This is a genomic window from Hymenobacter citatus, from assembly GCF_014333615.1.
Classification (GTDB): domain Bacteria; phylum Bacteroidota; class Bacteroidia; order Cytophagales; family Hymenobacteraceae; genus Hymenobacter; species Hymenobacter citatus.
The window spans coordinates 85,861-111,860 of sequence record NZ_JACSCY010000002.1; the positions used below are offsets into that span (position 1 = coordinate 85,861).

Annotated in this window: 24 protein-coding genes; 6 read left to right on the forward strand and 18 right to left on the reverse strand. The window is 58.0% G+C overall.

Annotated elements, in window-relative coordinates; all coding sequences use genetic code 11:
• Positions 1-50: 50 nt before the first annotated feature.
• Both H8B15_RS02695 and H8B15_RS02700 read right to left on the reverse strand, forming a co-directional pair.
• The gene (locus H8B15_RS02695; protein ID WP_187318125.1) at positions 51-941 is read right to left on the reverse strand and encodes an SDR family oxidoreductase; all 891 of its coding nucleotides are present in this window, start codon (positions 939-941) and stop codon (positions 51-53) included.
• 135 nt (positions 942-1,076) lie between these two features.
• Positions 1,077-2,006, reverse strand: a complete 930-nt coding sequence (locus H8B15_RS02700; RefSeq protein ID WP_187318126.1) for a helix-turn-helix domain-containing protein — start codon at positions 2,004-2,006, stop codon at positions 1,077-1,079.
• Between the two features lie 64 nt (positions 2,007-2,070).
• On the opposite strand from H8B15_RS02700, the gene H8B15_RS02705 reads away from it, so the two are divergent.
• From H8B15_RS02705 to H8B15_RS21165, 3 genes are read left to right on the forward strand one after another with little or no spacing between them, the layout of a single operon-like run.
• Positions 2,071-2,334 (forward strand): inositol monophosphatase family protein, encoded by a 264-nt coding sequence (locus H8B15_RS02705; RefSeq protein ID WP_246455296.1) that lies wholly within the window; start codon positions 2,071-2,073, stop codon positions 2,332-2,334.
• Positions 2,335-2,345: 11 nt separating this feature from the next.
• Positions 2,346-2,852 carry an NAD(P)-dependent oxidoreductase gene (locus tag H8B15_RS02710; protein WP_187318128.1) on the forward strand — a complete coding sequence of 169 codons (507 nt, stop codon included), beginning with the start codon at positions 2,346-2,348 and terminating at the stop codon, positions 2,850-2,852.
• Entirely contained in the window at positions 2,837-2,962 is a 126-nt protein-coding gene (locus H8B15_RS21165; RefSeq protein WP_281383867.1) for a hypothetical protein, read from the forward strand. Before H8B15_RS02710 ends, H8B15_RS21165 begins: the two co-directional genes overlap by 16 nt.
• 376 nt (positions 2,963-3,338) lie before the next feature.
• Here H8B15_RS21165 and bla read toward each other — a convergent pair whose 3' ends face one another.
• From bla to H8B15_RS02725, 3 genes are all read right to left on the reverse strand, one after another.
• Entirely contained in the window at positions 3,339-4,088 is a 750-nt protein-coding gene (bla, locus tag H8B15_RS02715) for a subclass B1 metallo-beta-lactamase (RefSeq protein WP_187318129.1), read from the reverse strand.
• A 502-nt stretch (positions 4,089-4,590) separates the two neighbouring features.
• On the reverse strand, positions 4,591-4,944 hold the full coding sequence (locus tag H8B15_RS02720) for a hypothetical protein (protein ID WP_187318130.1): 354 nt from the start codon (positions 4,942-4,944) through the stop codon (positions 4,591-4,593).
• A complete protein-coding gene (locus H8B15_RS02725; protein ID WP_343069124.1) occupies positions 4,901-5,536 on the reverse strand; it encodes a pyridoxamine 5'-phosphate oxidase family protein in 636 nt (211 codons plus the stop codon). Before H8B15_RS02725 ends, H8B15_RS02720 begins: the two co-directional genes overlap by 44 nt.
• Positions 5,537-5,689: 153 nt before the next feature.
• Between H8B15_RS02725 and H8B15_RS02730 the strand changes: the two genes are divergently transcribed.
• Entirely contained in the window at positions 5,690-6,640 is a 951-nt protein-coding gene (locus tag H8B15_RS02730) for a DUF2971 domain-containing protein (RefSeq protein WP_187318131.1), read from the forward strand.
• A gap of 262 nt (positions 6,641-6,902) precedes the next feature.
• Here H8B15_RS02730 and H8B15_RS02735 read toward each other — a convergent pair whose 3' ends face one another.
• The 10 genes from H8B15_RS02735 to H8B15_RS02780 form a co-directional block, all read right to left on the reverse strand.
• Positions 6,903-8,003 carry a Fic family protein gene (locus tag H8B15_RS02735; RefSeq protein ID WP_425489780.1) on the reverse strand — a complete coding sequence of 367 codons (1,101 nt, stop codon included), beginning with the start codon at positions 8,001-8,003 and terminating at the stop codon, positions 6,903-6,905.
• Between the two features lie 347 nt (positions 8,004-8,350).
• Positions 8,351-8,752, reverse strand: coding sequence for a DUF3592 domain-containing protein (locus H8B15_RS02740; protein ID WP_187318133.1), 402 nt, complete (start codon positions 8,750-8,752; stop codon positions 8,351-8,353).
• Between the two features lie 3 nt (positions 8,753-8,755).
• Positions 8,756-13,858 (reverse strand): DNA repair ATPase, encoded by a 5,103-nt coding sequence (locus H8B15_RS02745; protein WP_187318134.1) that lies wholly within the window; start codon positions 13,856-13,858, stop codon positions 8,756-8,758.
• 98 nt (positions 13,859-13,956) lie between these two features.
• Entirely contained in the window at positions 13,957-14,337 is a 381-nt protein-coding gene (locus H8B15_RS02750; RefSeq protein ID WP_187318135.1) for an endonuclease domain-containing protein, read from the reverse strand.
• Positions 14,338-14,532: 195 nt separating this feature from the next.
• Positions 14,533-16,707, reverse strand: a complete 2,175-nt coding sequence (locus H8B15_RS02755; RefSeq protein ID WP_187318136.1) for a flotillin family protein — start codon at positions 16,705-16,707, stop codon at positions 14,533-14,535.
• 142 nt (positions 16,708-16,849) lie between these two features.
• Positions 16,850-17,269, reverse strand: a complete 420-nt coding sequence (locus H8B15_RS02760) for a PH domain-containing protein (RefSeq protein ID WP_187318137.1) — start codon at positions 17,267-17,269, stop codon at positions 16,850-16,852.
• 12 nt (positions 17,270-17,281) lie between these two features.
• Positions 17,282-17,944, reverse strand: coding sequence for a hypothetical protein (locus tag H8B15_RS02765; RefSeq protein WP_187318138.1), 663 nt, complete (start codon positions 17,942-17,944; stop codon positions 17,282-17,284).
• An 83-nt stretch (positions 17,945-18,027) separates the two neighbouring features.
• Complete coding sequence (locus tag H8B15_RS02770) at positions 18,028-18,249, reverse strand: hypothetical protein (protein WP_187318139.1); 222 nt, start codon at positions 18,247-18,249, stop codon at positions 18,028-18,030.
• Between the two features lie 58 nt (positions 18,250-18,307).
• Positions 18,308-19,015 carry a PspA/IM30 family protein gene (locus tag H8B15_RS02775; protein ID WP_187318140.1) on the reverse strand — a complete coding sequence of 236 codons (708 nt, stop codon included), beginning with the start codon at positions 19,013-19,015 and terminating at the stop codon, positions 18,308-18,310.
• Positions 19,016-19,183: 168 nt separating this feature from the next.
• Positions 19,184-19,582: a YbjN domain-containing protein gene (locus H8B15_RS02780; protein ID WP_187318141.1), complete on the reverse strand. Its 399-nt coding sequence runs from the start codon at positions 19,580-19,582 to the stop codon at positions 19,184-19,186.
• A 209-nt stretch (positions 19,583-19,791) separates the two neighbouring features.
• Here H8B15_RS02780 and H8B15_RS02785 point away from each other — a divergent pair, with 209 nt between their 5' ends.
• Positions 19,792-20,568, forward strand: coding sequence for an XRE family transcriptional regulator (locus H8B15_RS02785; RefSeq protein ID WP_187318142.1), 777 nt, complete (start codon positions 19,792-19,794; stop codon positions 20,566-20,568).
• A 99-nt stretch (positions 20,569-20,667) separates the two neighbouring features.
• On the opposite strand, the gene H8B15_RS02790 is transcribed toward H8B15_RS02785, so the two are convergent.
• From H8B15_RS02790 to H8B15_RS02800, 3 genes are all read right to left on the reverse strand, one after another.
• Positions 20,668-21,456: a TerC family protein gene (locus H8B15_RS02790; protein ID WP_187318143.1), complete on the reverse strand. Its 789-nt coding sequence runs from the start codon at positions 21,454-21,456 to the stop codon at positions 20,668-20,670.
• Between the two features lie 48 nt (positions 21,457-21,504).
• On the reverse strand, positions 21,505-22,434 hold the full coding sequence (locus tag H8B15_RS02795; RefSeq protein ID WP_187318144.1) for a J domain-containing protein: 930 nt from the start codon (positions 22,432-22,434) through the stop codon (positions 21,505-21,507).
• A 217-nt stretch (positions 22,435-22,651) separates the two neighbouring features.
• Positions 22,652-23,554: a histone deacetylase family protein gene (locus tag H8B15_RS02800; RefSeq protein WP_187318145.1), complete on the reverse strand. Its 903-nt coding sequence runs from the start codon at positions 23,552-23,554 to the stop codon at positions 22,652-22,654.
• Positions 23,555-24,399: 845 nt separating this feature from the next.
• On the opposite strand from H8B15_RS02800, the gene H8B15_RS02805 reads away from it, so the two are divergent.
• Positions 24,400-25,929 carry a TROVE domain-containing protein gene (locus H8B15_RS02805; protein WP_187318146.1) on the forward strand — a complete coding sequence of 510 codons (1,530 nt, stop codon included), beginning with the start codon at positions 24,400-24,402 and terminating at the stop codon, positions 25,927-25,929.
• Positions 25,930-26,000: the final 71 nt, after the last annotated feature.

Sequence of the window (26,000 nt, forward strand, 5' to 3'; positions counted from 1 at the left end):
AAAACGCCCCAGCAGCAGCCAGGGCATTTTTTTGTGCCTGAGGCAGCCTGTTAGCGTGCGAAATAATCACCCTGCTCCAGGTCGGCAAGCAAAGTGGTATGGGTAGGGTGCCAGCCCAAGCGCTGCTGCGTGAGGGCGCTGGAAGCGGCCAGGTCGAGACCGACGAAAGCGGACATCCAGCCGAAATGTGCGGCCGCTTCCTCCGGCAACTTGCTCACCACCGGCACCTGCAAGTGACGGCCAATAACTGCGGCAAGGTCGTGCAGGGTAATGCCTTCATCGGCCACACCGTGGTAGCGGGCGCCTGCCACGCCTTGTTCCAGGGCCAGCCGGTAGAGGCGAGCCGCATCGAGGCGGTGCACGGCGGGCCAGCGGTTGCGGCCGTCGCCTATGTAGGCCGCCTCGCCTTTCTCCCGCGCAATATTGATGAGGGTAGGCACAAAGCCATGGTCACCGGCATCGTGCACCGATGCCGCCAGGCGCACCACCATGGCCCGCACGCCTTGGTTTACCAGTGCCAGCGCCGCGTCTTCCGATTGCCGCATGGCCGGTACATTGGGGTTGCGGGTGTCTTCTTCCGTCATCAGCTCGCCCGATTGCGTGAGGCTGGCAAATCCAGACGTTGCAATAAAAGGACGGTTGGAGCCCGCTAGTGCCGCACCTATTACCTCGATAGCCCGACGGTCGGCTTGCGCAGCAGCGGCATACTGCGTGAAATCGTGAATGAAGGCGCAGTGAATGACGCCATCAGCCGCTTCCGCGCCGCGGCGCAGGCTATCCAGGTCGTTGAGGGAGCCGCGGTGCGCCTCGGCCCCGGCAGTGAGGGCCTGGGCGGCTTCTTCTGAGCGGACGAGGCCAAGCACCTGATGGCCGGCCCCGAGTAGTTCCTGTACAACGGCCGAGCCCACAAAGCCCGTGGCGCCGGTAACGAAAATGCGCATGTGTGTGGTTGTATGAAGTGTGCTTTTGACTACTCCACAAAGGTCTGGCAAGCTGGGCGCAGTAAAGTTGCGCGGGGCAAACCATCTACTGAAGAATTCAAATAAGGGGGTAGGGTGTCGTGCAGGCGGGCCGCCTCACCCCCGAAAGGCGCCCGGCACCAACCCCGTTTGGCGCTTGAAGAAATTGCAGAAGTGCGCCACATCGGCGAAGCCCAGGCTGTCGGCAATTTCCGAAACGGTCCAGGTGGTTTGCTTCAGCAGCATCTTGGCTTCCTGAGCTACCCGGCTGGCAATTAGAGTAGTGGTGGTGTGGCCGGTGGTTTCCTTTAGCACCCGGTTGAGGTGGTTGACGTGCACGTTCAGCGCCTCGGCGTAGTCTTTGGCGGTGCGCAGAGGCAGCTGCTGCTGCGGGGTAGCCAGCGGGAACTGCCGCTCCAGCAGGTCGGTAAACAGGGCCGTTACCCGCGCCGAGGCATTGTGGGTAGGAGTGGCGGCGGGCGCCGGTTGCAGCTTCTGGCCCTGGTGAATCAGCTCCAGCAGGTAGGCGCGCAGCAGGTCGTACTTGTAGGCGTAAGTGGACGCCATTTCCTGCTCCATTTTCTGAAACAGAGGGGCCAAGGCGGCATGTTCGTCGCTGCTTAGGGGAAGCACCGGGCAGCCGCCCGGCTGAAAAACGGGTAGTTCCTCCATCGCCAGCGCACCTTTTACGGGAAGCAGAAATTCCTCAGTAAAGATGCAGAAGTACCCCGTTTGGTCCTGGTTGTGGGGGAGCCAGCGGTAGGGCACTCGCGAGGTAGCAAACCACAGAGCCGGCCCCGCTACCTCCACGGCCTGGTCGGCGTACTCGATGCGGCTGCGGCCCTCAATCAGGCTGATTTTGTAAAATGCCCGCCGGTCGAAGGTCATGGGGGGGCGCTCCTGACGGCGGTGCATTAGCAGGGCCACGTTAAACACGTTGAAATGCCCGATTTCCTGCTGCAAATCCGCTGGCGGCATCGCGCTGGGCGCTGCATCATCCTGCTTCGCAATCTTGGTGTAAAAGGCTTCGAGTGAGTTGGGATCCATAGCCAGTGGTTGTAAAAATCAAAGGTATGCGTTTGAGCTATGTGGTTGTGGTGCAGCCCAAAGATTGCTGGGCCGCTACGGGGTGGTGCGCAACTACGGCCCCCACGGCCTACAACTGGCCTACGTGGGCGCCGGCCGTCTTGATGTGTTTCTGCAAGCGGGCCGCGACCTGGAAAACTGGTTGCCCGGCCTGCTCATTGCCCGCGAGGCCGGCGCCGAGGTGCTGACCGCCACCGGCCAGCCCTGGCACTGGTTCGCCGATAGCCTGCTCGTCGCGGCGCCGGGCTTGGGGAGTGCCTTCCAGCAGGCGCAATCAACCATTCAATAAGCTTCTTTGCGATGCATCTGACCATCATTGGGGCTTCCTCGGGGGTAGGGCTGCTGGCCGTTCGGCAGGCCCTGGCCCAGGGCCACCACGTTACCACCCTCTCGCGCACTGTGGCTACCCTGCCCGAGCACCCGCAGCTGACCAAGGTGGTAGGCAGCGCCACCTCGGTGGCCGACCTGCGCCGGGTACTGCCGGGGGCCGAAGCGGTGCTTATCACGGTGGGCACGGCCAAGAAAAACGCCTCCCCGCTCTTCACCGACACGGCCCACGCCCTGCTCGAAGCCACCGCCGATGCGCCCTTGCTGGCTCCCGTGCTAGTGCTCACCGGCTTCGGGGCGGGCGCCAGCGCCCCCTACCTGAGCTGGTGGATGCGCCTGGCCATCCGCTGGTTTATGCAGCCCGAGTACGACAATAAGACGCAGCTGGAAGAACTGCTGGCCGCCAGCACTCTGCGCTGGGAAATTCGGGCATGCTCACCAACGGCCCGCTGGAGCCCTACCAGGTGCTATCCACCCTAGCGTCCGGCATGCAGGTAGGCCGCATCAGCCGCGCCAGCGTGGCCGACTTTCTGCTGCGCCAGGCCCAGCAGCCCACCTTGCTCCGCCACTACCCCGCCCTCACCAGCTAAGCGGGTAGGGACGAGCACAAAGCAGGTCGTCAAGCTGGCCGGGTTCCTAGTGGCTTGGCGGCCGCAGTTGCCGCAGTTTTGGAGTTTGAGTTGTTGCTGGTTGAAAAAGGGGATTCTATGAACTGTGGAAATAGCTCCACTGGCGCGCGTTTAGCGCAGCGTAACTCGTGCCCGGCAGTAAGGTGGAGGTTGTACCTACACTGCCGCGTCAGCGGCAAGCCGGCACTGCGTCGCCTGGAAAATGTGGGCAACGTATTCGTTCTAACGAGGAGGCAAAGCCTTCACTTCAAAGCCAGACACGGGTTACGCTACGCAAACGCGCGCCAGTAAAAAGCATCTCCCATGGCGGCGCTCCAATTTTAGAAAAGGTACTATGCTAGGGTTGCTGAAATAACTGAATCGTGTAGTCGAGTAGGCTTCGGTCCCCGACGTTGCCATGCCCTGGCACGACAACCTTTACGTGCGGATACGCTTTCTTGAGTTTTTGTACCGTTGTTGGCCAAGCCAGCACATTCGCATCGGCGAGGTTGCCTTTGCCCGCTTGCAATTCCTTGATCAAGCACCCCCCAAACAGGACGTTATCGTCCGGGAAATAGCCCACGATGTTGTCTTTCGTGTGGCCTTCTCCCCAAAAAGCGGCGTATACTTTAGTGGTGCCGATGGGTAAAGCCAGACGATTGGTAAAGCTGCGCTGCGGCACAGCGGACTGCTGCTGCTGGGCGTAGGTAATCGTCTTCTTGTGGGCATAAGAGGGAATGTTGTTTCGTTCAAACTCCTTCAACCCACCAAGGCAGTCATCGTGAAAATGCGTGGGGATTACGGCCTTTATCTGGCAGTGAAGATCCTTCTTGATCCACGCAATCAGTTCTTTCGACTCCTGCTCATGGGTCGGCGTGTCAAAGACGACGGTTTCATTACCGTTTTTTACGATGAGGCCGTTGCACGCAACCTGGCCAAAACGCTCCGTATTCAAAAAGGAGGTATGAACAAAGGTGTGCTGAGAAACCTGCACAATGCGTAAGTCAGCCGATTGATACACCACGTTGCTCGCTTCAGGGCTTTTTCCCTGGTAGTGGGGGGTTGCGGCAACGGCAGCCAACAACCAAAGGGCAACGGAAAACTTCATGTTCTGGAAGTAAAAGGAAACGGAGGGGGAGTCCCTTAGGGGGTGGAGCCACAAAATACGCAAGAACAACGCGGCTGCAACCGGCGCGGGTGAGGGGAGACGCAAGCCCCCCAGGCAAACTGGTCGTTACGTAGTAAAAAATGCTCTTTCTATTGCCAACCGATTTCCTCATCAGGGAAGCGTATAGCAGCAAGCACGTCGCTGACGTGGCAGTGGAGGTCCGAAGCCGGACACGCATTACGCTGCGCTAAACGCGCACCAGTGGAGGAACTCGCGTCTGACATGCCGTGCGGCTGTGCTTCCCTGTTTAAAACGAACCGCGCCGCCCGGAGCTTTCCAGGCGGCGCGGTAGTGGCTGACCGTTGCGGCGGCTGTGGAGGCGCAGCCTCCACGTCATGACTGGTCACGCGTTACGCTGCGCTAAACGCGCGTCAAGTGGACCAACACTGGTCACGAGCTACGAACTCGCGCCGGTCGGGTAGCAAACAGTGGCACTAGTGCGTTACTGCGCCTGCTGGGGTAGCGAGGTGCTGGCTGCCGTGAGCACCTCGCCGAGCTGACGTAGCAAGTCACTGACTTCTTCCGTAACGTCTTCTTCTGCGGCTTTGGTGGTGAGTAAGCCCAATTGCTGAAGCGTGTGGCTGATGTTGGCGCTGTCGCTGCTGGCGATGTACTTCTGCAGGTTTTGCAGTTCCAGGAAAATATCCCCTTGCGCACCGGGGCCGCCGATGTTGATCATTTGGGTCCAACTCTCAAGCTGGCTGAGGGCTGCGGGAGCCGTCAGGTCGCCGCCTCGGAGGACCTGGAGGGTATCAATGAGCGAAGAGCTGGCGGAATCGGGAGTGGATGCTGACATAGCGGGGTAGTGAAAGTGAAACGATACAAAGCTTTACTACTGCGCTAGCCGAAAGGTTGGGCTGAGCCCAAATGCCAAAAGCGGCTCCGGTAGTAGCCGGGGCCGCTTTCGTTTTTAGTACTAGCGTAATCAGCTCTTGTTGGCGGAGGTCCTCAGCTTGCCGTCGAGGCTGCGGGTGTGCCAGTACTGCGCCACCTGCTCGGGGCCGCGCTGTCTCATGTAGTCCGTTGCGCTCGGCCCGGTAGTCGAAGAACGGCACGGCCATGCCGCAGGAGGTTTGCACCAGCTCTACCTCCACTACCACGATCTGCCGGGCGCCGGGTAGGGGCGGAAACAGGGGCAGCAGCTCGGCCCACTCCGCATCGCGGGGGTGGTACACGGTGGCGGTGCCGTAGAGGCGCAGGATATTGGGCTTGCCCTCGAAGGCGCACCACATCAGGGTAATGCGGTTGACCGCCAGCAGGTGGGCGGCGGTTTCGTTGCCGCTGCCGGTCAGGTTCAGCCAGGCCACGCGGTTGGCATCGAGCACGCGCAGGGTATCCTGGCCCTTGGGCGAGATATTGACGCGCCCATCCGCAGCGGCCGTACCCACGAAAAACACGTGCTACTGCTCGATGAAGGCCTGAATGTCGGGGCTGATGGTGGGGTATTGCTTGCCCATAAACAAAACAGTATAAGTCTGTAATATTTTAATTATTCTGTTAATATTACAACATTCATGTTCGAAGTATCAATATAAAACAATATGTACGTTGCTAGAAGATTGAACCAGATAGCGAAAGATTTAAATGTTGGACTTTCAGTAATAGTAAATTTTTTAGCTGAAAAGGGTTATGTAATTGAGAATAAGCCGACTACTAAACTGTCTCCTGAGCAAGTAGAAACTTTGTTAAATGCTTTTGAGAATACAGGTGATATTTCTTATTATAAGATTGATCCTGAAATTCTGTCGAACAAAAAAATGGGTTTGTCTAAAAATAACAAACTGTCATCTGTTGAACGGATTGAGGAAATACGACGAGAAAAAGGTGTTCCTAAAACTGTATTTAAGTATTTTGGAACCCAAAATTATAGTTTAGATTGTTTGCGTCATAAGTACTTATATTACTCATCCCCTCAAGATTTTAATGATCCTTTTGATTGTCATACTTGTTTAGTGTCATTTAAAACTAGCAAAAGTAGATACAATGATGAGCAGATAAGTAGATTTAGAAAACGTGCTAAATCATTAGGCGTTTGCTGTTACTCGAGGCGAAAAGACTCAATGTTAATGTGGTCGCATTATGCAGATAAGCATAAAGGCTTTTGTGTAGAATTCAATAACAGTAACAAACAAGGGAGGGTAGCGCCTCTTGATGTAAACTATGTAGATGAATTCATTTCAGCCGATTTTAGGGCCAATGCTGAGGATGCTATATTTAATTTAATATATACAAAGTCGTTAGACTGGTCGTATGAAGAGGAAATGAGGCAAATAGCTTCTTCTTTAATTACCCCGCAGGATAGGAAAATAAAGTTGCATGATGACGATCTAAAAGCTATATATTTTGGAGTTAACTGTGAAGATAAAGTCAAAAAAGAGATAATTAGTATTATTAAAGATAATTATAACAATCAAGTAGAAGTGGAGCTTTATCAAGCTTATATTAAGGAAAATGAATTTAAGATAGAGTTTACGAAAGTTAATTCAGTTTAGAATGCATTCGGATTATATATTTGAAGGTAATAATATGATATGTGGTTAAGTTATAACTCGAGTATCTGCAGGAACTGGCCGGCGCCGGAGTGGCGGAGGTTATCTTAGAAGGAGGCTTTGATTTCCTGCTAACGGGCAGCTTCGGCGGGGTGAGCCAGCCGAGCAGCTCGCGCAGCTTGGCCTCGGTGGCGCTGGTCAGGGTTTGGGCTTTGCTTTCGTAGTGAAGGCAGAACAGAAAGTCAATTCCCCTTTCAAGTGTGCCTTACGCCTCGGGGGCCAAACGGTAGCTAGTACTCCGGCCGCCGGCACTTTCTTTTACGATGATGCCCTTGCTGATTAAGTCCGCAATATCACGGCCGGCCGTATCCTGCGAGCATTTGGCCATACGCGCCCATTTGGACGTGGTCAATTTGCCCTCGAAGCCATTGAGCAAGCGAGTCACCAAGTGCCGCTGCCGCTCCGAAAGAGGCATCTGCTGATGCCGCTCCCAAAACCGGGCCTTCGCCAGCACCTGCCCCAGGGTATGCTCGGCGCTGGTGAGAGCCCGGCCCAGGCAGCTCAGAAACCACGTTAGCCAGGGGGTAAGGTCCAGCGTACTGCTTTGGCTGGTTTCCAGTAAGTGGTAGTAGGCCTGGCGCTCGGCCTGAATCTGCGCCGACATGCTGTAGCACCGTTGCCCGGTACCATCGGCGCGGGAGAGTTGCAGATCGGCAATGGCGCGGGCCATGCGCCCGTTGCCGTCATCAAACGGATGAATCGTCACAAACCAAAAATGCGCCACGGCAGCTTTCAGCACCGGATCCAGGTCGAGGGGCGCGTTGAACCACGCCAGGAACTGCTGCATCTGCTCCTCCATCAGTTCGGCGGGTGGGGCCTCGTAGTGAACCCGCTCCCGCCCCAACGGACCGGATACCACCTGCATAGGACCGGTACGCCAGGCTCCTACCCGCACCGCATACAAGCCGCTGTGGCCAGTAGGGAACAACGCGTGGTGCCAACCAAACAGGCGTTGCGCGGTGAGCGGCTGCTCGGCTTGTTGAGTGGCATCCAGCATCATCGCCACTACGCCTTCCACACGGCGGTCCGCTGGGGGTAGGCCGCCCTGCTCCAAGCCCAGGCGGTGCGCCAGCGACGAGCGCACCGACGCCGGGGGCAGCATTTCTCCTTCAATTTCACTGGATTTGAGCACGTCTAGGGTCAGCGTTTGCAGCGTGGCTTCGGCGCGTAGGTCCAGGCCCAGGCCATCGAGCCGCCCCAGCAGGCGGCCTTGCTGGTGCCGTACGGTGCCCAGTAAGGTTTCTAGCTCGGCGGCTTGCCAAGTGAACTGCGGCCAATCGGGGAGTTGATGGATGTAGGTATATATTCTCCGCATACTATGCGGTAAATATACAGTTTATTCTCCGCAGTTTGGGGTAGCTATTTCCTTGTTTAAAATGTGAAGTAGCCGCGTAGCGGCGAAAGGTTTGTAGTACAATCAGGAAGCAAGGGGACGCGCCGCGTAGCGGTGCAAGAATGGAAGGCGTTTCCTTGCACCGCTACGCGGCGCGGTAGGCCGGAAATGCTGTTTTACTACAAACCTTTCGCCGCTACGCGGCTACTTCGCTACTCCCGTTTCAACGCCTCCCGAATCCCACTCAACCAACCCGCAATGCTTTTTAGCTTCTGCAGGAGCTGACCGGCGCCGGAGTGGCGGAGGTTGTGGGCTAGCGGCTAAGCACGCAGGTAATGTATAATGCCATAAAGGACGACAACAATTCCTGTAAGTACGGATAACCAAGCTGTTATGCCTGATCCTTCGCCTTCGATAGTAAAGTTAGTAGCGTCTACCGGGTCAAAACGCACCTTGACGGTTTGGCCTTCTCGGAAACGGGAGTATTTAATGCCATACCTAGAGCGAACAGTCATCCATTCTTGTTGAGGCGTCCAGAATCGTACCGTCAGGTAGTAAGCTGGTGAACTGATTCCCTCGTAGTCAATCTGGATAATTGTTCCCTCTGCGGTGGTGCCTTCTTTCTTTAGTTTCAGATTCCGTTGTATCATCAGCAGGGAGAAGCCAGTAATTCCTCCACCTACCAATACTGTCAGGATGAAAACGATATCGGCCTTCTCCACTGTTTAGTTAGCTGATGATTCCCGTTTCAGCGCCTCCCGAATCCCGCTCAGGCCCCCGGCAATGCTTTCCAGCTTATCCAGCATCTGTAGGAGCTGGCCGGCGCCGGAGTTGCGGAGGTTGTCGCGGAAGGTGGCTTTAATTTGCTGCCAGCGGGTTTGCTCGGCGGGGGTGAGCCAGCCCAACAGCTCGCGCAGCTTGAGCAGGTTGGCTTCGGTGGCGCTGGTCAGGGTTTGGGCTTCGCTGGCGTAGTGGGCGGCTAGCAGGTCCGTAATTTCCTGGTCGTTCATTACGGGGCGCACTTTCTCGGCCAGCTTGTTCATGTTGCGGTAGGAGCCTTGCAGCTTGAAGGGCGGCTCGGTGCGGTAGGCGTCGGCCTGGGCGGCGCTGGCAATGTAGGCGGCATTTACTTGGGCCACCACGTCGCGCAGGCGCAGCAGCTTTTGCAGCACCGCCACGTACTCGTTCAGCTCTTCGGGCGAGTGGTTGCCCTCGAAGCTGAGGCCGTCCTGCTGCCCGGTTTCGGCGAGGCGGATGAGGGCGGGCACGTCCTGGGGACTTTGGGTGGCGAGGCGGCCTAGAGCGGCGTTGCTGGTGAGGGCGTTTTCGAGGTAGGAGAGGCGGAAGGCTTCCTCGGAGCCCGCCGTGAGAATGTCGCCGAGGTTGTAGATGTCGGCGCGGTTGGCCAGCATGTCGGGCAACTGAAACACGTCGCCGCTTTCGGTGTAGGGGTTGCCGGCCATCACCACCGCCACCTTGCGGCCGCGGAAGTCGTAGGTGCGGGCGCGGCCCTCGTACACGCCCTCAATCTTGCGCTGGGCGTCGCAGAGCGAGATAAACTTCTGCAAAAACTCGGGGTGGCAGTGCTGGATGTCGTCCACGTAAATCATCACGTTGTCGCCCATCTCGAAGGCCAGGTTCAGCTTTTCCAGCTCCTGCCGCGCCCCGGCGTTGGGGGCCTGGGCGGGGTCTACGCTGGTCACGGCGTGCCCAATGGCCGGCCCGTTGATCTTCATAAAGATGAGGCCCAACCGATTTGCCACATACTCCATGAGCGTGGTTTTGCCGTAGCCGGGCGGCGAAATCAGCAGGAGCAGGCCCATCAGGTCGGTGCGCTTGCCCTCGCCCGCCGTCCCGATCTGCTTAGCGAGGTTAGCCCCAATCAGCGGCAAGTACACCTTGTCGATCAGCTGATTGCGCACAAACGACGTGAGCACCCGCGGCCGGAAATCATCCAGGCGCATGTCCTGAGCCGCCCGCACCAGCAGCTGCTTCTTCAACTCCTGAAACTGCTCGAACTGCGGCACCGTGGCGCGGTCGTAGTGCAGCAACCGACGGCGGAAGTCGGGGAAGTTGAGGTGGTAGCTGCGGTCATCGGCGATGCGCGGGTGGGTGCCCTGGAAGCCTTCGAGGGTTTCGAGGGTAGGCGTGTGGACGACGCGGGCGGGGTCGTAGGTGCCGGTGAGCAGGAGCACGGCGGTTTCGAGGAGCCCAGACGGGACCCCACCCCCCAGCCCCCTCCCCTCCGGGAGAGGGGGAGCCTGACGATTATCGTTGGACGAGTTTTGTTCTTGAAGTTGTGCTAGGCCAGTGCCATTTGCTGACGACTGGCTCCCCCTCTCCCGGAGGGGAGGGGGCTGGGGGGTGGGGTTCGCCGCCTGCACCCACTGCCGCATCAACTGAAACTGCGCTACCGGCTGGTCGCGCAATTGCTCAACGGACTGCTGAAACAGCTCCGTGGCCTGGCGTTCCTGCAACTGCTTCTGAAACTGCTGGTACAGCTCGGCGGCTTCCTGGGAGACGATGAACCGGTTTTTGGTTGTTGGTTCTTGGTTTTTGGCCAGTTCTGACGTTGGAGAATTTTGAATTTGTAGTTCTTCCTTATTAAGTATCTGAGTTAGCGAAGCAAAAAGGTAGTCGCCGGCCTCGGCCACTTGGTCTAGGGTGAAGAGGCCGGTTTGTTGGGCGAAGGTTTTTACGGCGGCTTGCAGCTCGGCTTTCAGGGCGTCGAACTCCTGCGAATCGGGGAAGACTTGCAGCAGCAGCCCGATGCCTTGCAGCTGCCGCTCCCAGTGGGCGCGCTGGTCGGGGTCACAGAAGCGCAGCCAGTAGAGTGCCGCGGCGGCGCGGGTGTCGGCGGGGTAGCGGAGTAGGTCGGCGGTGCGGGTGAGGCGCACCAGGGCCGTGAGCAGCAGGGCGGCGTCGTGGTCGTGCACGCCTTTGAGGTAGCCTTCCTGGTAGCGGGCGGCCATAAACTGCTGCACGTAGGCAAGCAGCTCGGCGGCGCTGAGGTGGGCAAGGTCGGCCACCGACAGCACCGCGAAGCGGCCGGCCTCGGGGTTGGCGGGGGTAGGGCGCTGGGCCGCTTGCAGAATGCGCCAGGCCAGAAACTCGGCACGGTACACGTCCTGGTTTTCCGATACTACCGTCTGCTCCCACACGGGGCGCTGGGTGAGCAGGGTAGGGTCGGTTATCTTCTGAAAGAAGTTGGTGCCCGTGAGGTGGTAGTGCAGGGCGTCGTTGCGCAGCACCACGGTTAGCTCTAGGGGCTGGGTGTTCACGGTGAAGGCGTGCGGGCCAAATTTGAGCGTCTGGCCGCCATCGGCAAACAGGTCGGCCCGGTCGCGGAGCTGGCGCACGGCGTCTTCGCGCAGGGTTTTCAGGCGGCTTTGCACGTCGTCGGCCTTCACCGAGTCGCCGAGGGTAAGCAACTCCTGGGCAGTCTGGCGCACCTTCTCCACCATTACATCGGCGGCAAAATACCCGTTGATGTCCGCCACCGATTCCAAGCGGGTGAGGCGACTCTGCACCGCTTTCAGCAACCGCTCGGCGCTTTGCAGCAGGGCCGTAGCGCGCTGGTTGCGGGCCGCCACCAACGCCGTTTTCTTCGACTCAAAAGCTTCTACTACCTGTTCGCGGCGCGTGGTAAGCTGCTCAATAAACTGGTCGAAGTCGGGGAAACGGCCTTCCAGTTCTTCGAGTTGCACCATGAGCTTGGTCAGGTACTCGTCGCACTTGGCGGGCGTGTCGGCCAGGTCGAGGTAGTTGGTGAGGGCCTGCTCCAGCAGTTTGAGCTGGGCCGTAAACTCCGCCTGGGCCTCGGTGCCGGCCAGGGCCTGCCGCCTTCTTTTAAGGGCCGCCCGAATCTGGTTGAAGCGGGCGTACACCGTCGAGATGTTGTCGATGATGGCCGTGGTCTGGGTAGGGTCGGGGATGGGCAGGTTGCTCACCACCTCAATCAGCAGCTCCAGCTCCTGGGCCACGGCGGTGGCCTCCTGCTCGCGCTGGTCGGCCTCCACGGTTTTCTGCACCTGCTCTACGCCGTCGGCAATGGCCTGCACGCGCTGGGCGTAGGGTAGGAGGGCATCGGGCTGAAGCAGGAAGTCCACGGTTTGGGTGGCTACTTCCTGGCTCAGCGTTTCCAACTCCGTGGCGCGCGCTTCCACGGCCGGCAGCTCTACGTAGCGCAGCTCCTTCAAGGAAATCACCTCGCCCCGCACCCCGCGCAGCTCGCCCAGCAGCTGCACAAACTCCGTGACGGTATCGGGTGCCGAGCGGCGGATGCGGCCAATCAGCTCGTCGGCTTTCTGGAAAACGGTTTGGGTTTGCTGGGCGGTGTTTTTGCGGATGCTCTGCACCTTCTCAAACTCCTCCACGGCGGCTGTAGCCGTCTGCCGAATGTCGCCCAGGGGCTCGGCCAGGGCCTGGGCGGCCGGTTCGCGCAGCCAGTGGTAGGCGTCGGTGAGGGCCGTGGTCTGGCGAATCAAGTCGAGGTAAAGGCCGGCGTAGCTGTCGTCCTTGCCGGTCAGCGTCAGGACTTCCTGTACCTCGCTCATGGCCCGCACTATCTCCTTGTTGCCCAGCTTGTAGAGGTAGGAATCGGAAGTAACCGGCAGCTCGAAATCCGGGGCCGTGTAGGGCGTCTGCCAGATCTGCACGGCGTGGTGCTTCTTGGGCTCGTCGTCGGCCCGGAAGTAGCACAGCTCGCCGTTCTCGAACAGGGCATAGCCGTGGCACACAATGGGGTTGTCTACGCGCTGAGCAATGCGGTTGTAGCTCAGCAACAGGTAGATGCCGGTTTCCTTGTTATAGAACACGTACAGGAAATCCTCTCCGTTTGGCGACACCACGCGCTTCTCAAACAGCATCTCCCGCAAGCCGTTGTCGAACAGCTTGTTGTCGCCGGTTTGCAGGTAGAAGCCGTGCGGAAAAATCAGGCCCTGTCCGTCGGGCAGCAGCACGCAGGCATCGGCCAGGGCATCGAGGCGCTGGGCGGTTTTGAGCTTGTGGTTGAAGATGAAGTAGCGGTACTGCTGCTCCTGGTAGGGTCTGATTTTCAGCAGAATCAGGTTGCCCACCACGGCGTAGTAGATTTCCGAATCGTCGAGGGTCTGGTCCTTGTCGTCCACCGGCTCGCTCAGGATGCCGTGGCCGGTGCTGGTGTTATCTTCTACCTTAATGGTGAGGTCACCGCCGATGGTTTCCACAAACACCTTGTCCTCGATGCTGATGTGGGGGTGCTTGCCGCCGCGCTGCATGTCGCGGGTGGCGCGCTTCCACTGGAACTCGTGCTGGGGCGGAAAGGTGTACTCGTGGTCGGAGCGGTTGTCGAGGTAAGTGAGCGTGTCGCCCTGCATCAGCCACTTAAACGTCTTCACATCGGAGGCGCTCTTTCCTACCCGAAACACCATGAACAGGTGCACGCCAATCACCGCAAACTTCACGAACTGGGTGTTCTTATAATAGCGGTAGAGGTTGCGGAACTCCTCCAGAAACTGCGGATTCTGCAACAGCTCCAGCCCCAGCGGCCGGAAATCGTGCTCGGCGTACTCGTACACGCCAAATACATCGGCCAAATCCGGCTCCGCTTTCAACCCCAGCACCACGTTGTACCCAAAGATGAACCGCCGCCCCACCGGCACCATGTCCCAGGCCAGGCAGTTGTTGTCGGTAGTGATGCGGCCGGTGCCGATCAGGCGCGTATCCACGGCCCCGAATACCTGCTTGCGCTCGGTGTTTAGGGCATCGAGGCGCTGGCGGAGGTCGGTGCTGCTTTTGAGCAGGCGGTTGCGCAGGATTTCGTAGGTGCCGGTTTCGAGTTGGTTCATGGGTAGGACCCCACCCCCCGGCCCCCTCCCCTCCGGGAGAGGGGGAGCCTGACGATAGGTGGAGGTTTTAAGTTGATGAGATGCTGGGGTAGCTACTCTTAATAAGTCGGAAGGAGCAGTTTTAGGTGCTCGGTAATGGTTTGCAGAACTTGTGACGTGTTGTGTAGCACGTCTTCGTTGGTGAAGCGTAGCACTAAAAAGCCCGCGTCCTGCAAATTATGCGTGCGGCCGCCGTCATATTCGGCTTGTTCGGTCTCATTATGAATGCTACCATCCACTTCGATGATCAGCCAAGCTTTCAAGCAGACGAAATCGACGATAAACTGCTGAATAGCATGCTGACGGCGAAACTGCACGCCCAACTTGTGGGTGCGCAGTTCTTGCCATAAATGATCTTCAGCGGGAGTAGGGTTCTTGCGGTTAGCACGAGCGTACTCCTTCAGACTTTTAGTCCACCGTTTCGCATCAGTGGTGTACATGCGGTAGGGCTCGTTCACCTCCGGGACCCCACCCCCCGGCCCCCTCCCCTCCGGGAGAGGGGGAGCCTGACGGTTCGCATCTAGGTTTTCCGGATTACAATAAGCATTCATAAAGGGACATAGCACACTAAAAGTATAGTCTTCGCGCCGCCGTGGCTCCCCCTCTCCCGGAGGGGAGGGGGCCGGGGGGTGGGGTTACTTCAACTCCAGCATCCGGGCGGGCTTGTCACTAATGCCCATCACCTGCGCGGTACTGGCTAGCTGCGTAATCGTCGCCCGCGTGGCGTCGTCGCCCGCTTGGTTCATCATCTTCAAAAGCAGGGCCGATACGCTCAGGTTCTTCATGTCCTCACTGCTCAGGCCGAACTGGTCCACGAAGCGGCGCAGGTTGGTTTTGAAGTCGCCACCGCCGTTGCCGTCTACGGAGAAGAAAGCGTCTTTCACGGTGCCCAGCACTTCGCTGTTCTGCACAGCGCGGTCAATCATTTTGCCTTTGGTGATGGAACCGATGATCTGGTCGAAGAACATCGTTTCGCCGCCCACAATGTCGATTTTGGCGGCTTTGAGGGCCTCGCCAATCACATCGGCTTGCGAAGCGGCAATGTCCTTCTGGATGCTGATTTGAGCCAGCTCCACCGATTTCTCCTTGTCGAGGCGCAGCTTGAATTCCTCGTGGTCTTTGCCTACCCCGTCGAGCTTCTTCATGGCGTCGGCCTTGGCTTCGATGCCTTTAGCTTCCACCGCAAACTTCTGCTCCGATACGGCCGCTTCGGCCAAGCCCTTTTTCTGGTCGGCGTCGGCTTTGGCCTGAATGATGTCGGCGTCGGCGAGGCCTTTCTCGCGGTTTACTTTGGCGGCTACCAGGCCCAGCTTTTCGTCGGCTTCGGCCTGCGCACCGGCTTTGGCCTGAATGGCCTGCGCCTCGGCGGTGGCAGTCAGTTGCAGCACGTTGGCTTCCGACTCGCCTTCTTTCTGGCGAGCGGTGGCTTTGGCCTGCATCACCTGCGCTTCGGCCAGGCCCACGGCAGCGGCTTTCGAAGCCTCGGCTTCGGCCAGCGTGCGGATGGCCTGGGCCTTGAACTCGGCCGAGGCTTTCTCGGCTTCGGCGTCAATCAGGGCTTGCTTGGCGCGGAACTCGGCGGCTTGGCGCTCCATATCGGCGTTGCCGACCATGGCTACCGTAGCAGCTTCGGTTTCCTGCTTGGCGGCCGTGAGGGCTACTAGCTTGTCGCGCTCGGCCAGGGCCTGGGCGCGGGTATCCTTGATCTTTTCTTCTTCCTGCACGGTGGCTTTTTCCACCACAATTCGCTCCCGGATAATGGTCTGGATGTTCTTTTTCTCTTCTTCCAGCGCCTTTTCCTTTTCAATCTGGGCCAGGGCCACAATCCGCTCCCGTTCGTTGGCTTCCAGAGCTTTAGCCTGAGCTACCCGCTCGGTTTCCACGGCGTCAGTGCGCTGCTTGTTGCGCTCGGCTACCAGTACCTGCCGGTCGCGGTTTTGCTGGGCAATGCCTACCTCTTCCTCGGTGGCAATGCGGGCGCGCTCCGATTTCAGCTTTTCCTCTTGCTGTACCTTCTCGGTTTCGGCTAGCTCGCGGGCCTTGATGTTGGCAATTTCACGCTTCTGCTTTTCCTGATTTTCAACGAGCTGCTTATCGAGTTGCAGAATGGTTTCCTGGGCTTCCACGTCCTGCTTCTTGATGGTTTTCTGCATCTCGCGGGCAATGGAGTTTGCCTGGATTTTCTGCTCCGAAGTCAAAGCTACAATCTTCTTGATACCCTCAGCGTCGAGAATATTATCCTGGTTGAGCGAGGTGAGCGGCGTCTGCTCCAGGTAGTCGATGGCGCAGTCGTCGAGCACATAGCCGTTCAGATCGGTGCCGATGATGCGTAGAATTTCCTGTTTGAACTGCTCGCGTGAATTGTATAATTCAATGAAATCGAACTGCTTGCCCACTGTCTTCAATGCCTCCGAGAACTTGGCATCGAACAGGTTTTCCAGCGCCGCCGGGTCGGAGGCGCGGCGCGTGCCGATGCTCTGGGCTACCTGCACCACGTCGTCGTGCGTCTTGTTAACGCGAACGTAGAAATTGACCTTCAAATCAGCCCGTAGGTTGTCTTTGCACACCAATCCTTCGGAGCCAGCCCGCTGAATGACAATGGTTTTCAGGGTGATATCCATCACCTCCAGCTTGTGCAATACGGGCACCACGAAGATGCCGGAGAAGGATACTTTCGTATCGCCGAGGCCCGTGCGCACCAAGGCTTCGCCCTGCACGGCCTTTTGGTACATTTTGACGAGCAGCGCAAACAGGCCCAGCAGCAAAAAGCCGACAATGAGCAGCACCGCCCACGATAATTGAGCAACCATAAGAGTAAGGAGTAAGAGTAGGGAAATAGGAGTCGAGAAAACGTTAATCGAAAAGGGTATTCAGCAGGGCCTCTACCAAAGATTCGGCCACGGACTGGCGGAGCCACTGCCAAGCGTGTTTTAGCCGCTGAAGCATGTGTGGCTAGCCTACCTGTATTTGCGGATTCAGCTGCCGCAGGGCTTCCATGAAATCTGCTTTGTCGCGGGGCGATACCAGGATTTCATCGTAGCGGTTGTAGGAAATCTTTAGGCGGTCAAGTGAAAGTGCGGGCGAGGAGAGCACGTTGTGCGAGGGCTTGATGCGGGTGATGCTGGTAACCGGTATCTGCCATGTGAGTGGCCCGGATACGACGCGTAGCATCTGCGTCTGTGGCTGCACTTCATAGTAGGTAGACCGCAACAGCCATATCATGAAGGCTAAAGAAGGCAGCATGAAAACCGGCACGACGTAGGCCCCGTCGGCTATGGCCATTATGCTGATGGCCACTTGCACTAGCAAGATGGACCCAAACAACCACCAGCTGATTTTGGAAACGAACACGCGGGGTAGGGCAGGCGACATGGTAGTGGTGAGTTAAGTGGCTTCGTACGGCTCGATGAGGTAGCAGCGCCGTTGCGCATCAAAGTCGATAACCAGGGCCGAGTCGCCCTTGCGCAGCTCGGTGGCCGAGGCGGCGCGTACGTTGAGCACCAGCGGGGCGCCGCTGGTTTGAGGCACTGCCGCCTGGCCCATTCGCTCGCGGGTGGTGGGTAGGAGCACCGTGCATAACTTGCCGAGCGGCTGCCCGCCGGCATCATGGTCTTTTTCCAGCGCCGCGAATAGCTTCACGAAAGGCGTAGTCAGCACCTTCGCCAGAAAAAGGCTTCCCAGAAGCAATGGAAGCAGAAAAACTATACCTAGTGACCAAGAACTATTGTGAGTATAGTAATTGAGCAGGATGCTGCCAGCCCACAAGGGTAGGGCCACAAAGCTCAAAAACACCATCAGCGGCACACGGCCCAGGTTGAAAAACGCCAGCGCGTTGTTCAGCCAGTCTACCCCTACCTCGCCGTGGTGGAGGTGCGGGCCGGCGTGCGAGTCGAGGTCGAAATCGGCGTCGGTGGTTACGTCCACGTCCAGCGTGTCGAGGTGCACCAGCCCCACAATAACCGTGAGCCAGTAGAGCAGCACGAACACCAGCAGGCCCGTAGGAACCAAGTTGGGCGGCGAAACGGCGGCTTGTAATAGCTCAGTCATGATATAGAGAAGGATGAAAACGGATGGGTACGTTGCGGGCCGTAGCTAAAGGAGCAGGGTAGGATGCAGCGCAACCGTTACCATTACTGTGGCTTCTGCAATGCTGCCAGCCGCTCTTCCAGCTCCGTATTGCGCTGGGCCAGCCGGCCGGCATACTGAGCGTACACCCTATTGGTCAGAATGCTACAGAGCAGTATCGCAATCATGCCCCAACCAGGGTCGAGCAAGTGAAACAGGCGCAGCCCAACTACTACAAGTATGATAAGCGAGGCAGCGTAGTAAAGAAGCTTTTCGGTGGTATTCATGGAGGAGGAATGGTTAGGTGGTTTGCGGGTCAATAGAGGCAGCCCGCGTTGACCATTTTTACTCCGTGAGCCCCAATTTCGCCTTCAGTGCCTGCACGTCGGCGGCGGCTTGGGTGCTGCTGCTACCGGCCAGGGCCTTGTCAATCTCGCCGTCGATGCTCTTGCTTTCGTTGGCGATTTGGCCGTACGACTCGGCCAGGGCTTCCTCCACAGCTACCTTCTCCTTCATGCGCTCCAGCAAAGCCACCGTGCCCGACGAATCGAGCTGGGCGAGCTGCTTGTTGATGGTTTTGGTGGCGGTGCTCACCGTCTGGCGAGCCTTCAACGTTTTCAGCTCATTTTCCCACTGCGAAATGGTCTGCTTGAGTTGCTGCACGTTCTCGCCCAGCTGCGCTGCCGATTTTTCAAACTGCTCCTGATCTTGTCCAGCGCGGGCGGTTTGGGCTTCGTTTTCTATTTTTTTGAGCAGTGCTTCGCCCGCTAGTCGGTCGGCTTCGGCTTGGGCCAGGTCGCCTTTGTGGGCGCGTTGGAGCAGCAGTACAGCTTTGTTTTCGTAGTCGAGCGCCTTCGAGCGGAAGTTCTCACCCTCGTTGCGCGCCCGGATGGCCATGGCTTTCACCTCGGCCAGCGCTTGCAGGCTCTTGTCGAGGTCCTGGCGCAGGTCGCGCAGACCTTGCTCGGTGAGGTGAATGGGGTTTTCGAGCTGATCGACAGCAGCGTGGGCTTCGGATTGACCAATTTTGAAGAGGCGGGATAGAATGTTCATGTTGTTGATTATTAATAGGTTGACTATGTTATTATCTGCTTTCATCATGTGTCATCCTTCATCTGGCGTCCGCCTGCGAAGGACCTTATGACGGTAGGACGACAAGCGTAGCAACGACTCGTTCTCACGTGAGAAGGTCCTTCGCTCTGCTCAGGATGACGGAGAGTCTTAGCCCTTCGCGAAGCCAATCAACTCCTCCGAATACTCGCTCAGCAATAAGCCCAGCGAGTTGAGCACGGCCTCCAGTTCTTGCCGGCCGGTGGTTTCGATTTGCAGGGTATCGCGGAAAATTACCTTGCGACCCGACTCATCCAAGGCAAACGCGCCGTGAATGATGTCGCGGTTTTTTTGGAGCAGCTGCTGGTACACCTCGCACGAGGGCGCGGGCAGCTCCAATAGGTATTGCTCCAGCAATAGCAGCGGATCGGCGCAGCCAATCACCAGATTGCGGATGCCCAGCTCGGGCTTATCGACCACCAGAATACCATCGGCTTCCTCGGCGCGGCGAATCTCAAAGCCTAGCTCCAGCAAGTGGTTTTGAATGGTAGGGAAGTAGCAGTTTTTCATAGGTACAGAAGGAAAAGCAACCTGTAGCAGTGGCAACTTAACCAGATGGAGCCACCGCCGGAAACCGGAACAAACTTCCGGCGGTAACCCAAGCTCAAAAAAATAGCAGCTGTAAGAATGCTTCTGGTTGGATTGTAGTAGCTTTACGATGCAAGGATACTAAAAGTTGAAGATAAGCTCAAACTTTGAGCATAAATATTTTTTCGAGTATGACGTACATCGGAAAGAACATCCGCAAAATAAGAACTGTTAAGAAGCTGAGTCAGGCGGCTTTTGCTGATCTGTTTGGGTTGGCAAGGCCTAGTGTAGGGGCGTATGAGGAAGGCCGCTCGGAGCCCAAAATGGAGACGCTGATTCAAATTGCTCAACATTTTGGCTTATCGGTAGACTTGCTACTAACGAAAGAGCTAACCGTAAATGAGCTCTATAATTTCGATATTTTTCAGGAGGCGCTGAAGGATGCTACCCCCGAAGAAACGGCTTCCGAAGCCGACCGCCAGGCTCTGCTGACACCGTTGGTGCCCGCCCGGCGCCTACTGGAGTATATTGTAAACTACCACGATAAGAGCTTTATCGACGGGTTGCAGCCGCTCACGTTTCCGCATACGCTGGGGCCCGTCACGCGGGCTTTCGAAATCAGCGGGGCCGACATGCAGCCTACCCTGCGCCACCAGGACGTGGTGCTGTGCTGCCGCGTGGACAAGGCTGTGCCGGTGCTGCACGTAGGCCGGCTCTACGCTTTCGTGACTCAGAGCCGGCTGCTGGTGCGCCGCTTGGCCGAGCGCCTGCCCGACGACGTGCTCAAACTACGAGCCGACAACCGCGACTACCCCACGCAGGATTTTGCGCTCAGTCAGGCGCTGGAAATCTGGGAGATTAAAGCACAGTTTACCACCCATTTGCACACGCCTACCCTACTGGAAGACCGGGTGCAGGTGTTGGAGCGCCAGGTGGAAGAATTGCTGACCCGCATTGGAGGAGCATAACGTTCCTCGCACAGAATCAAGGAAAATGAAAACGGGGGAGAAAAGGGGTTCTACCAACGAACTCCTTTTCTCCCCCGTTTTTGCGCCGTACGAAACCAGCTACTCCGCGTTCTGCGCCTGCTTTTGGTGATGAGGAAAGCCAAACAGCCAGGACGTGAGAATAGGCACCAAGAAAATAGCAACTGTTAGAACGGTGAGGCCTACCTCGGCGGCGGTGCTAGCCAGGAACTCGCTCACGGGGTGCTGAGGCAGGAAGTGCTCAAACAAAGAGAGCAGCAGCTTCAGGCCCAGAAGAACGATAATAAGAAATGCGGCCGTTTCGAGGAAAGGATATTTGCCCATGAGCACCACAAATGACTGCGCCACCAGCCGCATGGCTAGGATGCCGATGAACACACCGGCGCAGATCAAAATCAGATTGTTGGTGAAGGCCACGACAGCAAACACGTTGTCAATGGAAAAGGCTAAGTCCATGAGCTCGATGAGGGCTACCGTGGCCCAAAAACCGCCCAGCAAACGCTTGGTATTGCGGTAGATCCAGCTCTTGTCCTTTTCTACGATTTCGGCCTCGTTCTCTTCGGCGGTGGGTCTCTTGCGGAAATGGTCGTAGGCGAGGTACAGCAGGTAGAGGCCACCGATGGGCTTCAGAAACCAGAACTGGATCAGGAACGAGGCAAAAACAATACACAGCGCCCGGAACACGTAGGCGCCAAAAATGCCGTAGCGCAGGGCCTTCACACGCTGGTCGCGCGGCAGGTCGCTGACCATGGTAGCCAGCACGGCAGCATTATCAATGGACAATAAGCTCTCGATAATCACCAAGTTACCTACGATGGCCAGCGAGGGTAGGGGATGTGCGAGGATGTCTTGCAGGTGCGGGAGAAACATAGGGGAGAAACAGTGCGAAGCGCCAAGGTAAGGAAGCTGGCGGAATGGTTAGAGGGTAGCGTGCGTGGCGGCCAGCTCGCGTAATAACGCACGCAAGGCGGTAGGCGTGTGCAGTTGCCGGGCTACCTGGGCCAGATAGTCTGCTTCGGTGCGCAGCTGGCGCTTGAGCTGGCGCAGGCCGGCCTCCTGCTTTTTGGGGGTACTGCCCAGAAAGCTCCACGGGCCAAATTTTACTTCGTTGAGCTGCTGGCGCAGGTCGTGGAGCTGGCGGCGCAGGGCCTCGGTGTAGCGGATGAGCAGGGAGTCGTCGGTGGGTTCGGTTTCGTCTTCGGCCAGCAGGTGTAGCAGGGTGTAGAGGTCGTGGGCCTCGTAGGCTTGTGTGATGCGCTGCATACGGGTGGTTTTTTCGGCGGCCCGCACCGGGTCGCGCTCCAGGTCGGGGTGGTTGGCGCGGGCTAGGCGGCGGTACACGGTTTTGGCATTCACCAGCAGGCTTTGCTGGTCTTGCTCTGCTTGCAAGGCCTCGGCGGCAGCGGCGCGCTCGGCTTTGGTCTGCCGCCGCCGGGGGCGCTCGGGTTCGGCGGCTGGCGTGGCAGCCTCCACCGTTTCGGGCTGCTGGAGAGGGGCGTATTTCAGCAAAATATCCAGGGCCTCTACCCCGAAGCGCTCCTGCAAATCCTGAGCATTGGCTACTAGCAGCTCCGCAATTTGGCGCTCCTCGTCGCGGCTGAATGCGTTCCACAGCAGGGCGTCTTCCAACGGGGCAAACAACGCCTGACGGGCCGTCACCACGGCGTCGGCCAGCGGGCCTACCTGCTGCCAGTAGCGCCGCCGGGCTTCTGCTTGCGTCGTTTCAGCCCGGCGCAGCTGCTCGCGCAGGTTTTCTACCTCCACCAACGCCCGCTGAAAAGCTTGCTGGGTGAACATATTGGCCGTGAACGGACCACTGGAAGGCGTAAAAGAAAGCGGAGCCGACATGCGCGGGTACTAAATCAATAAATTCAACGAGACTACCCTATAAAGCCGTAACCCGGCCGGATGGTTCGGGGAAATACGGAGGAATAGGGTCTTTGCACGTTTACCCCACCCCCGGCCCTTCCCCTCCGGGAGAGGGGTGCTAGACGACACCAGAACGATTCGTCAGAACGCACCCCGGAGGGGAGGGGCTGGGGGTGGGGTCACGGGGTAGGCCTTCCTACCCCCACAGCGCGTACGCGACCCGAAAGGTGTTGCAATGCGCATCTACAATGTCAGCGAGGCGCTCGGAGTAGCCGCCGCCCATGCTCACGGCCACGGGTAGGCCGCGCTGCCGGCACAGGCCCAGCACCAGCTCGTCGCGGCGTTGGCAGCCGGCTTTAGTGAGGGCCAACTTGCCTAGCTTGTCGGTGGACAGTACGTCTACGCCAGCCTGGTAGAACACGAAGTCCGGCTGCACCTCGCTAAGCAAGTGGGGTAGGGTTTGGCTGAGCAAGTCGAGGTAGGCGGCATCGGTGGTGCCCAAGGGTAGGGGAAGGTCCAGATCCGACTGCTCTTTGCGCAATGGATAGTTGGCCCCGGCGTGCATGGAAAAGGTAAATACGCGCGGCTCGTGCTGAAAAATGCTGGCCGTGCCGTCGCCCTGGTGCACGTCCAGATCTACTATCAGCACCTGCCGGGCCAGCTGATGATGCAGCAGGTAGGCGGCGGCAATGGCCTGGTCGTTGAGCACGCAGAAACCCTCGCCCCGGTCGGCAAACGCGTGGTGGGTGCCGCCGGCCAGGTTCAGGGCCACACCCTCGCGCAGCGCGTGCCGCGCCGATTGCAACGTGCCCGCCGAGCTACTAAGCGAGCGAAGCACCAGCTGCGGCGTTTGGGGTAGGCCCAGCCGCCGCACTTCCGCAGGCGATAGTTGCTGGTCGCGCACTTTGGCCCAATACTCTGGTGTGTGCACGCGCAGCACGTCTTCCTCAGCGCACAGGCCGGGGTCGTAAAAATCGTCGGGCGGCGCAATGCCCTGCCACAGCAGCTGCTCCCGAATGAGGGCGTACTTGGCAATGGGAAAGCGGTGGGTAGGGGGTAGGGCAAGCGTGTAGCGGTCGAAGGTAGCAAGGCGGGGCATGGCTCCCTACAGACGTAGCCGGGCACAGCGGTGTTTCGTTGGACTGGCTGCTGCGGGCGGGATAGAGACACACTGTATTGGGTCTCGTTGTTGTAGCGGCTTCTTGCACGATGTAGAGACGCGTATTCGCGTCTCATCGTCCTTGCCGCACGTAGTTCAACGACAAGACGCGAATACGCGTCTCTACATCGTGCAAGAAATTACTGCATTTAATAAAGCGTAGTAATAATAATTAGCAGGGTTAACAATTATTATGAATAATAAAGGCCGTAAGCAGTAATTTTTTCCTCTTGAAAAATAATTTCAAAAATTTATTGACAACTATTTGCTGAATCAAAAAACTCCTTTCATATTTGTGTCATCAAAAGCAAAACACCATGCTACTCAGCCATAATATCATCAGCAAGCAATTCGATATGGAGCCAGCGCTCCATACCCGGTTCGGCCCTGCTCAGTAGTTTCAGACTTTTTCCTGAAACCTCTGCAACCCGAACCTAACCAGTTCGGGTTATTTGCTTTATATCCCCTGCGGTTATGCGCTATCTACTCATTCACAGTAAGCCAGAATTCCAGAATAAGCGGTCCTTTGGACAGCGTTTGGATCGGCATGGCCGGGATTTTTCGTTGGACTATTCACGTCGGTAAATACTACGTGACCTATTCCTGAAAAGGCCCGGCTCTCCAAAAGAGCCGGGCCTTTTTCTATAGCAGAAAAATATTTTTATTTATTCTGAACGGGAAAGGTGTATCTATTTTACGCTTAATTAACTATTAATAAACACGTAGTTTTAAATAAATTAATTGCTCTTCTTTTACTACTTATATCATTCTTACGCCCCTGTACGATGCGCTTCAATTTCAACTTCCGCAAAACAGCAACCTCTACCACAGTTAACCACGAAGGGGCGGTGGCCTATACCCTCACGCCGCAAATAGAGTTGTACGCCGCCGTGGCCACTGCGGCCCTCAGCGACCAGTTCTACGAAAAAGCTGATACACGGCTGGCCCGGCTACGGGAGCTAGTGGCCCAAAACGAACCGCTTTTTGTGGCCCAACTGGCCGTATATGCCCGTGAGCGGCTTTACCTGCGCTCGGTGCCGTTGGTGCTGGCCGTGGAGCTGGCCCGCCTGCACCGCGGCGACAACCTGGTGAGCCGCCTGATAGCCCGCGTAGTACAGCGCCCCGACGAAATCACGGAGTTGCTGGCCTTCTATGCGCAGGCCAACGAGCGGAACGGCCGTAAACTCCTCAACCGCCTGTCCAAGCAGCTACAAAAAGGATTGGCGCTGAGCTTCAACCGCTTCGATGGCTACCAATTGGCCAAGTACGACCGCGCCGGGGTCGTGCGCCTCCGCGACGCGCTGTTTCTGGTGCACCCCACCGCCAAAGACGCCGCCCAGCAAATGCTTTTCGATCAACTTGTGCGCGGGGAGCTGCCTACCCCTTACACCTGGGAAACCGAGCTATCGGCGGTAGGGCAGCGGGAGTTTGCTACCGCCGAAGCACGCGCCGCGGCCGTGGCAGCCACGTGGCAAGAGCTGATCGGGAGCGGCAAGCTAGGTTACATGGCGCTGTTGCGTAACCTGCGCAACATTCTGGAAGCCAACGTTTCGGAAGACGCTATGGAGAAAGTGTGCGCCACGCTGGCCGACCGTTTTGCCGTGGCGCGCAGCAAGCAGCTGCCTTTCCGGTTTTTGGCCGCCTACCGTGAGGTAAGTGCCTTACCCAGCGGTAGGGTAGGGCGGGTGCTCACGGCGCTGGAAACAGCCATTGGGCACGCGGCGCAAAACCTGCGCGGCTTCGGCCCCGAAACGCGCGTGGTCGTGGCTTGCGACGTGTCGGGCTCAATGCAGCAGCCGGTGTCGGCGCGCAGCAAGGTGCTGCTCTACGACGTGGGCCTGGTGCTGGGCATGTTGCTGCAAAGCCGCTGCCAGCACGTGGTGGCGGGTATGTTCGGCAATACCTGGAAGCGGATTAGTCTGCCCCAGGGGCAGGTGCTGCGCAACGTGCAGGAGTTCTACCGCCGCGAGGGCGAGGTAGGCTACAGTACCAACGGTTACTTGGTAATCAAGGACTTGCGCCAGCGCCGGGAGGTGGTCGATAAGGTGATGATCTTCACCGACTGCCAGCTTTGGAACAGCCAAAACAACGGGGATACACTGGCCGCCGAGTGGCGGGCCTACCGCCGCGCGGTGGCCCCGCAGGCCCGCCTCTACCTCTTCGACCTAGCCGGCCACGGCACGACGCCGCTTGCAGTGCGCGAGGCGGATGGGGTAGCCCTCATTGCCGGCTGGTCCGACAAAGTGTTCGACGTGCTGGCGGCGCTGGAAAACGGTGGCTCTGCTTTGACGGAAATAGAAAAAATAACACTGTAAATCAACCATACGCGGCCTGGGGGCGGCAGACAAGCAAGCGGCTGCCGCCCCCTCCCGATTCCCATTTACTT

Bases quoted from the DNA above. Each gene is read 5' to 3' on its own strand.
- H8B15_RS02795 (WP_187318144.1), bottom strand. From the start codon at position 22,434: ATGTCGGCTCCGCTTTCTTTTACGCCTTCCAGTGGTCCGTTCACGGCC.
- H8B15_RS02775 (WP_187318140.1), bottom strand. From the start codon at position 19,015: ATGAACATTCTATCCCGCCTCTTCAAAATTGGTCAATCCGAAGCCCAC.
- H8B15_RS02745 (WP_187318134.1), bottom strand. From the start codon at position 13,858: ATGAACCAACTCGAAACCGGCACCTACGAAATCCTGCGCAACCGCCTG.
- H8B15_RS02785 (WP_187318142.1), top strand. From the start codon at position 19,792: ATGACGTACATCGGAAAGAACATCCGCAAAATAAGAACTGTTAAGAAG.
- H8B15_RS02800 (WP_187318145.1), bottom strand. From the start codon at position 23,554: ATGCCCCGCCTTGCTACCTTCGACCGCTACACGCTTGCCCTACCCCCT.
- H8B15_RS02770 (WP_187318139.1), bottom strand. From the start codon at position 18,249: ATGAATACCACCGAAAAGCTTCTTTACTACGCTGCCTCGCTTATCATA.
- H8B15_RS02700 (WP_187318126.1), bottom strand. From the start codon at position 2,006: ATGGATCCCAACTCACTCGAAGCCTTTTACACCAAGATTGCGAAGCAG.
- H8B15_RS02790 (WP_187318143.1), bottom strand. From the start codon at position 21,456: ATGTTTCTCCCGCACCTGCAAGACATCCTCGCACATCCCCTACCCTCG.
- H8B15_RS02695 (WP_187318125.1), bottom strand. From the start codon at position 941: ATGCGCATTTTCGTTACCGGCGCCACGGGCTTTGTGGGCTCGGCCGTT.
- H8B15_RS02730 (WP_187318131.1), top strand. From the start codon at position 5,690: ATGTACGTTGCTAGAAGATTGAACCAGATAGCGAAAGATTTAAATGTT.
- H8B15_RS02780 (WP_187318141.1), bottom strand. From the start codon at position 19,582: ATGAAAAACTGCTACTTCCCTACCATTCAAAACCACTTGCTGGAGCTA.
- H8B15_RS02750 (WP_187318135.1), bottom strand. From the start codon at position 14,337: ATGTACACCACTGATGCGAAACGGTGGACTAAAAGTCTGAAGGAGTAC.
- H8B15_RS02805 (WP_187318146.1), top strand. From the start codon at position 24,400: ATGCGCTTCAATTTCAACTTCCGCAAAACAGCAACCTCTACCACAGTT.
- H8B15_RS02765 (WP_187318138.1), bottom strand. From the start codon at position 17,944: ATGACTGAGCTATTACAAGCCGCCGTTTCGCCGCCCAACTTGGTTCCT.
- H8B15_RS02710 (WP_187318128.1), top strand. From the start codon at position 2,346: ATGCATCTGACCATCATTGGGGCTTCCTCGGGGGTAGGGCTGCTGGCC.
- H8B15_RS02760 (WP_187318137.1), bottom strand. From the start codon at position 17,269: ATGTCGCCTGCCCTACCCCGCGTGTTCGTTTCCAAAATCAGCTGGTGG.
- H8B15_RS02755 (WP_187318136.1), bottom strand. From the start codon at position 16,707: ATGGTTGCTCAATTATCGTGGGCGGTGCTGCTCATTGTCGGCTTTTTG.
- H8B15_RS02720 (WP_187318130.1), bottom strand. From the start codon at position 4,944: ATGTCAGCATCCACTCCCGATTCCGCCAGCTCTTCGCTCATTGATACC.
- bla (WP_187318129.1), bottom strand. From the start codon at position 4,088: ATGAAGTTTTCCGTTGCCCTTTGGTTGTTGGCTGCCGTTGCCGCAACC.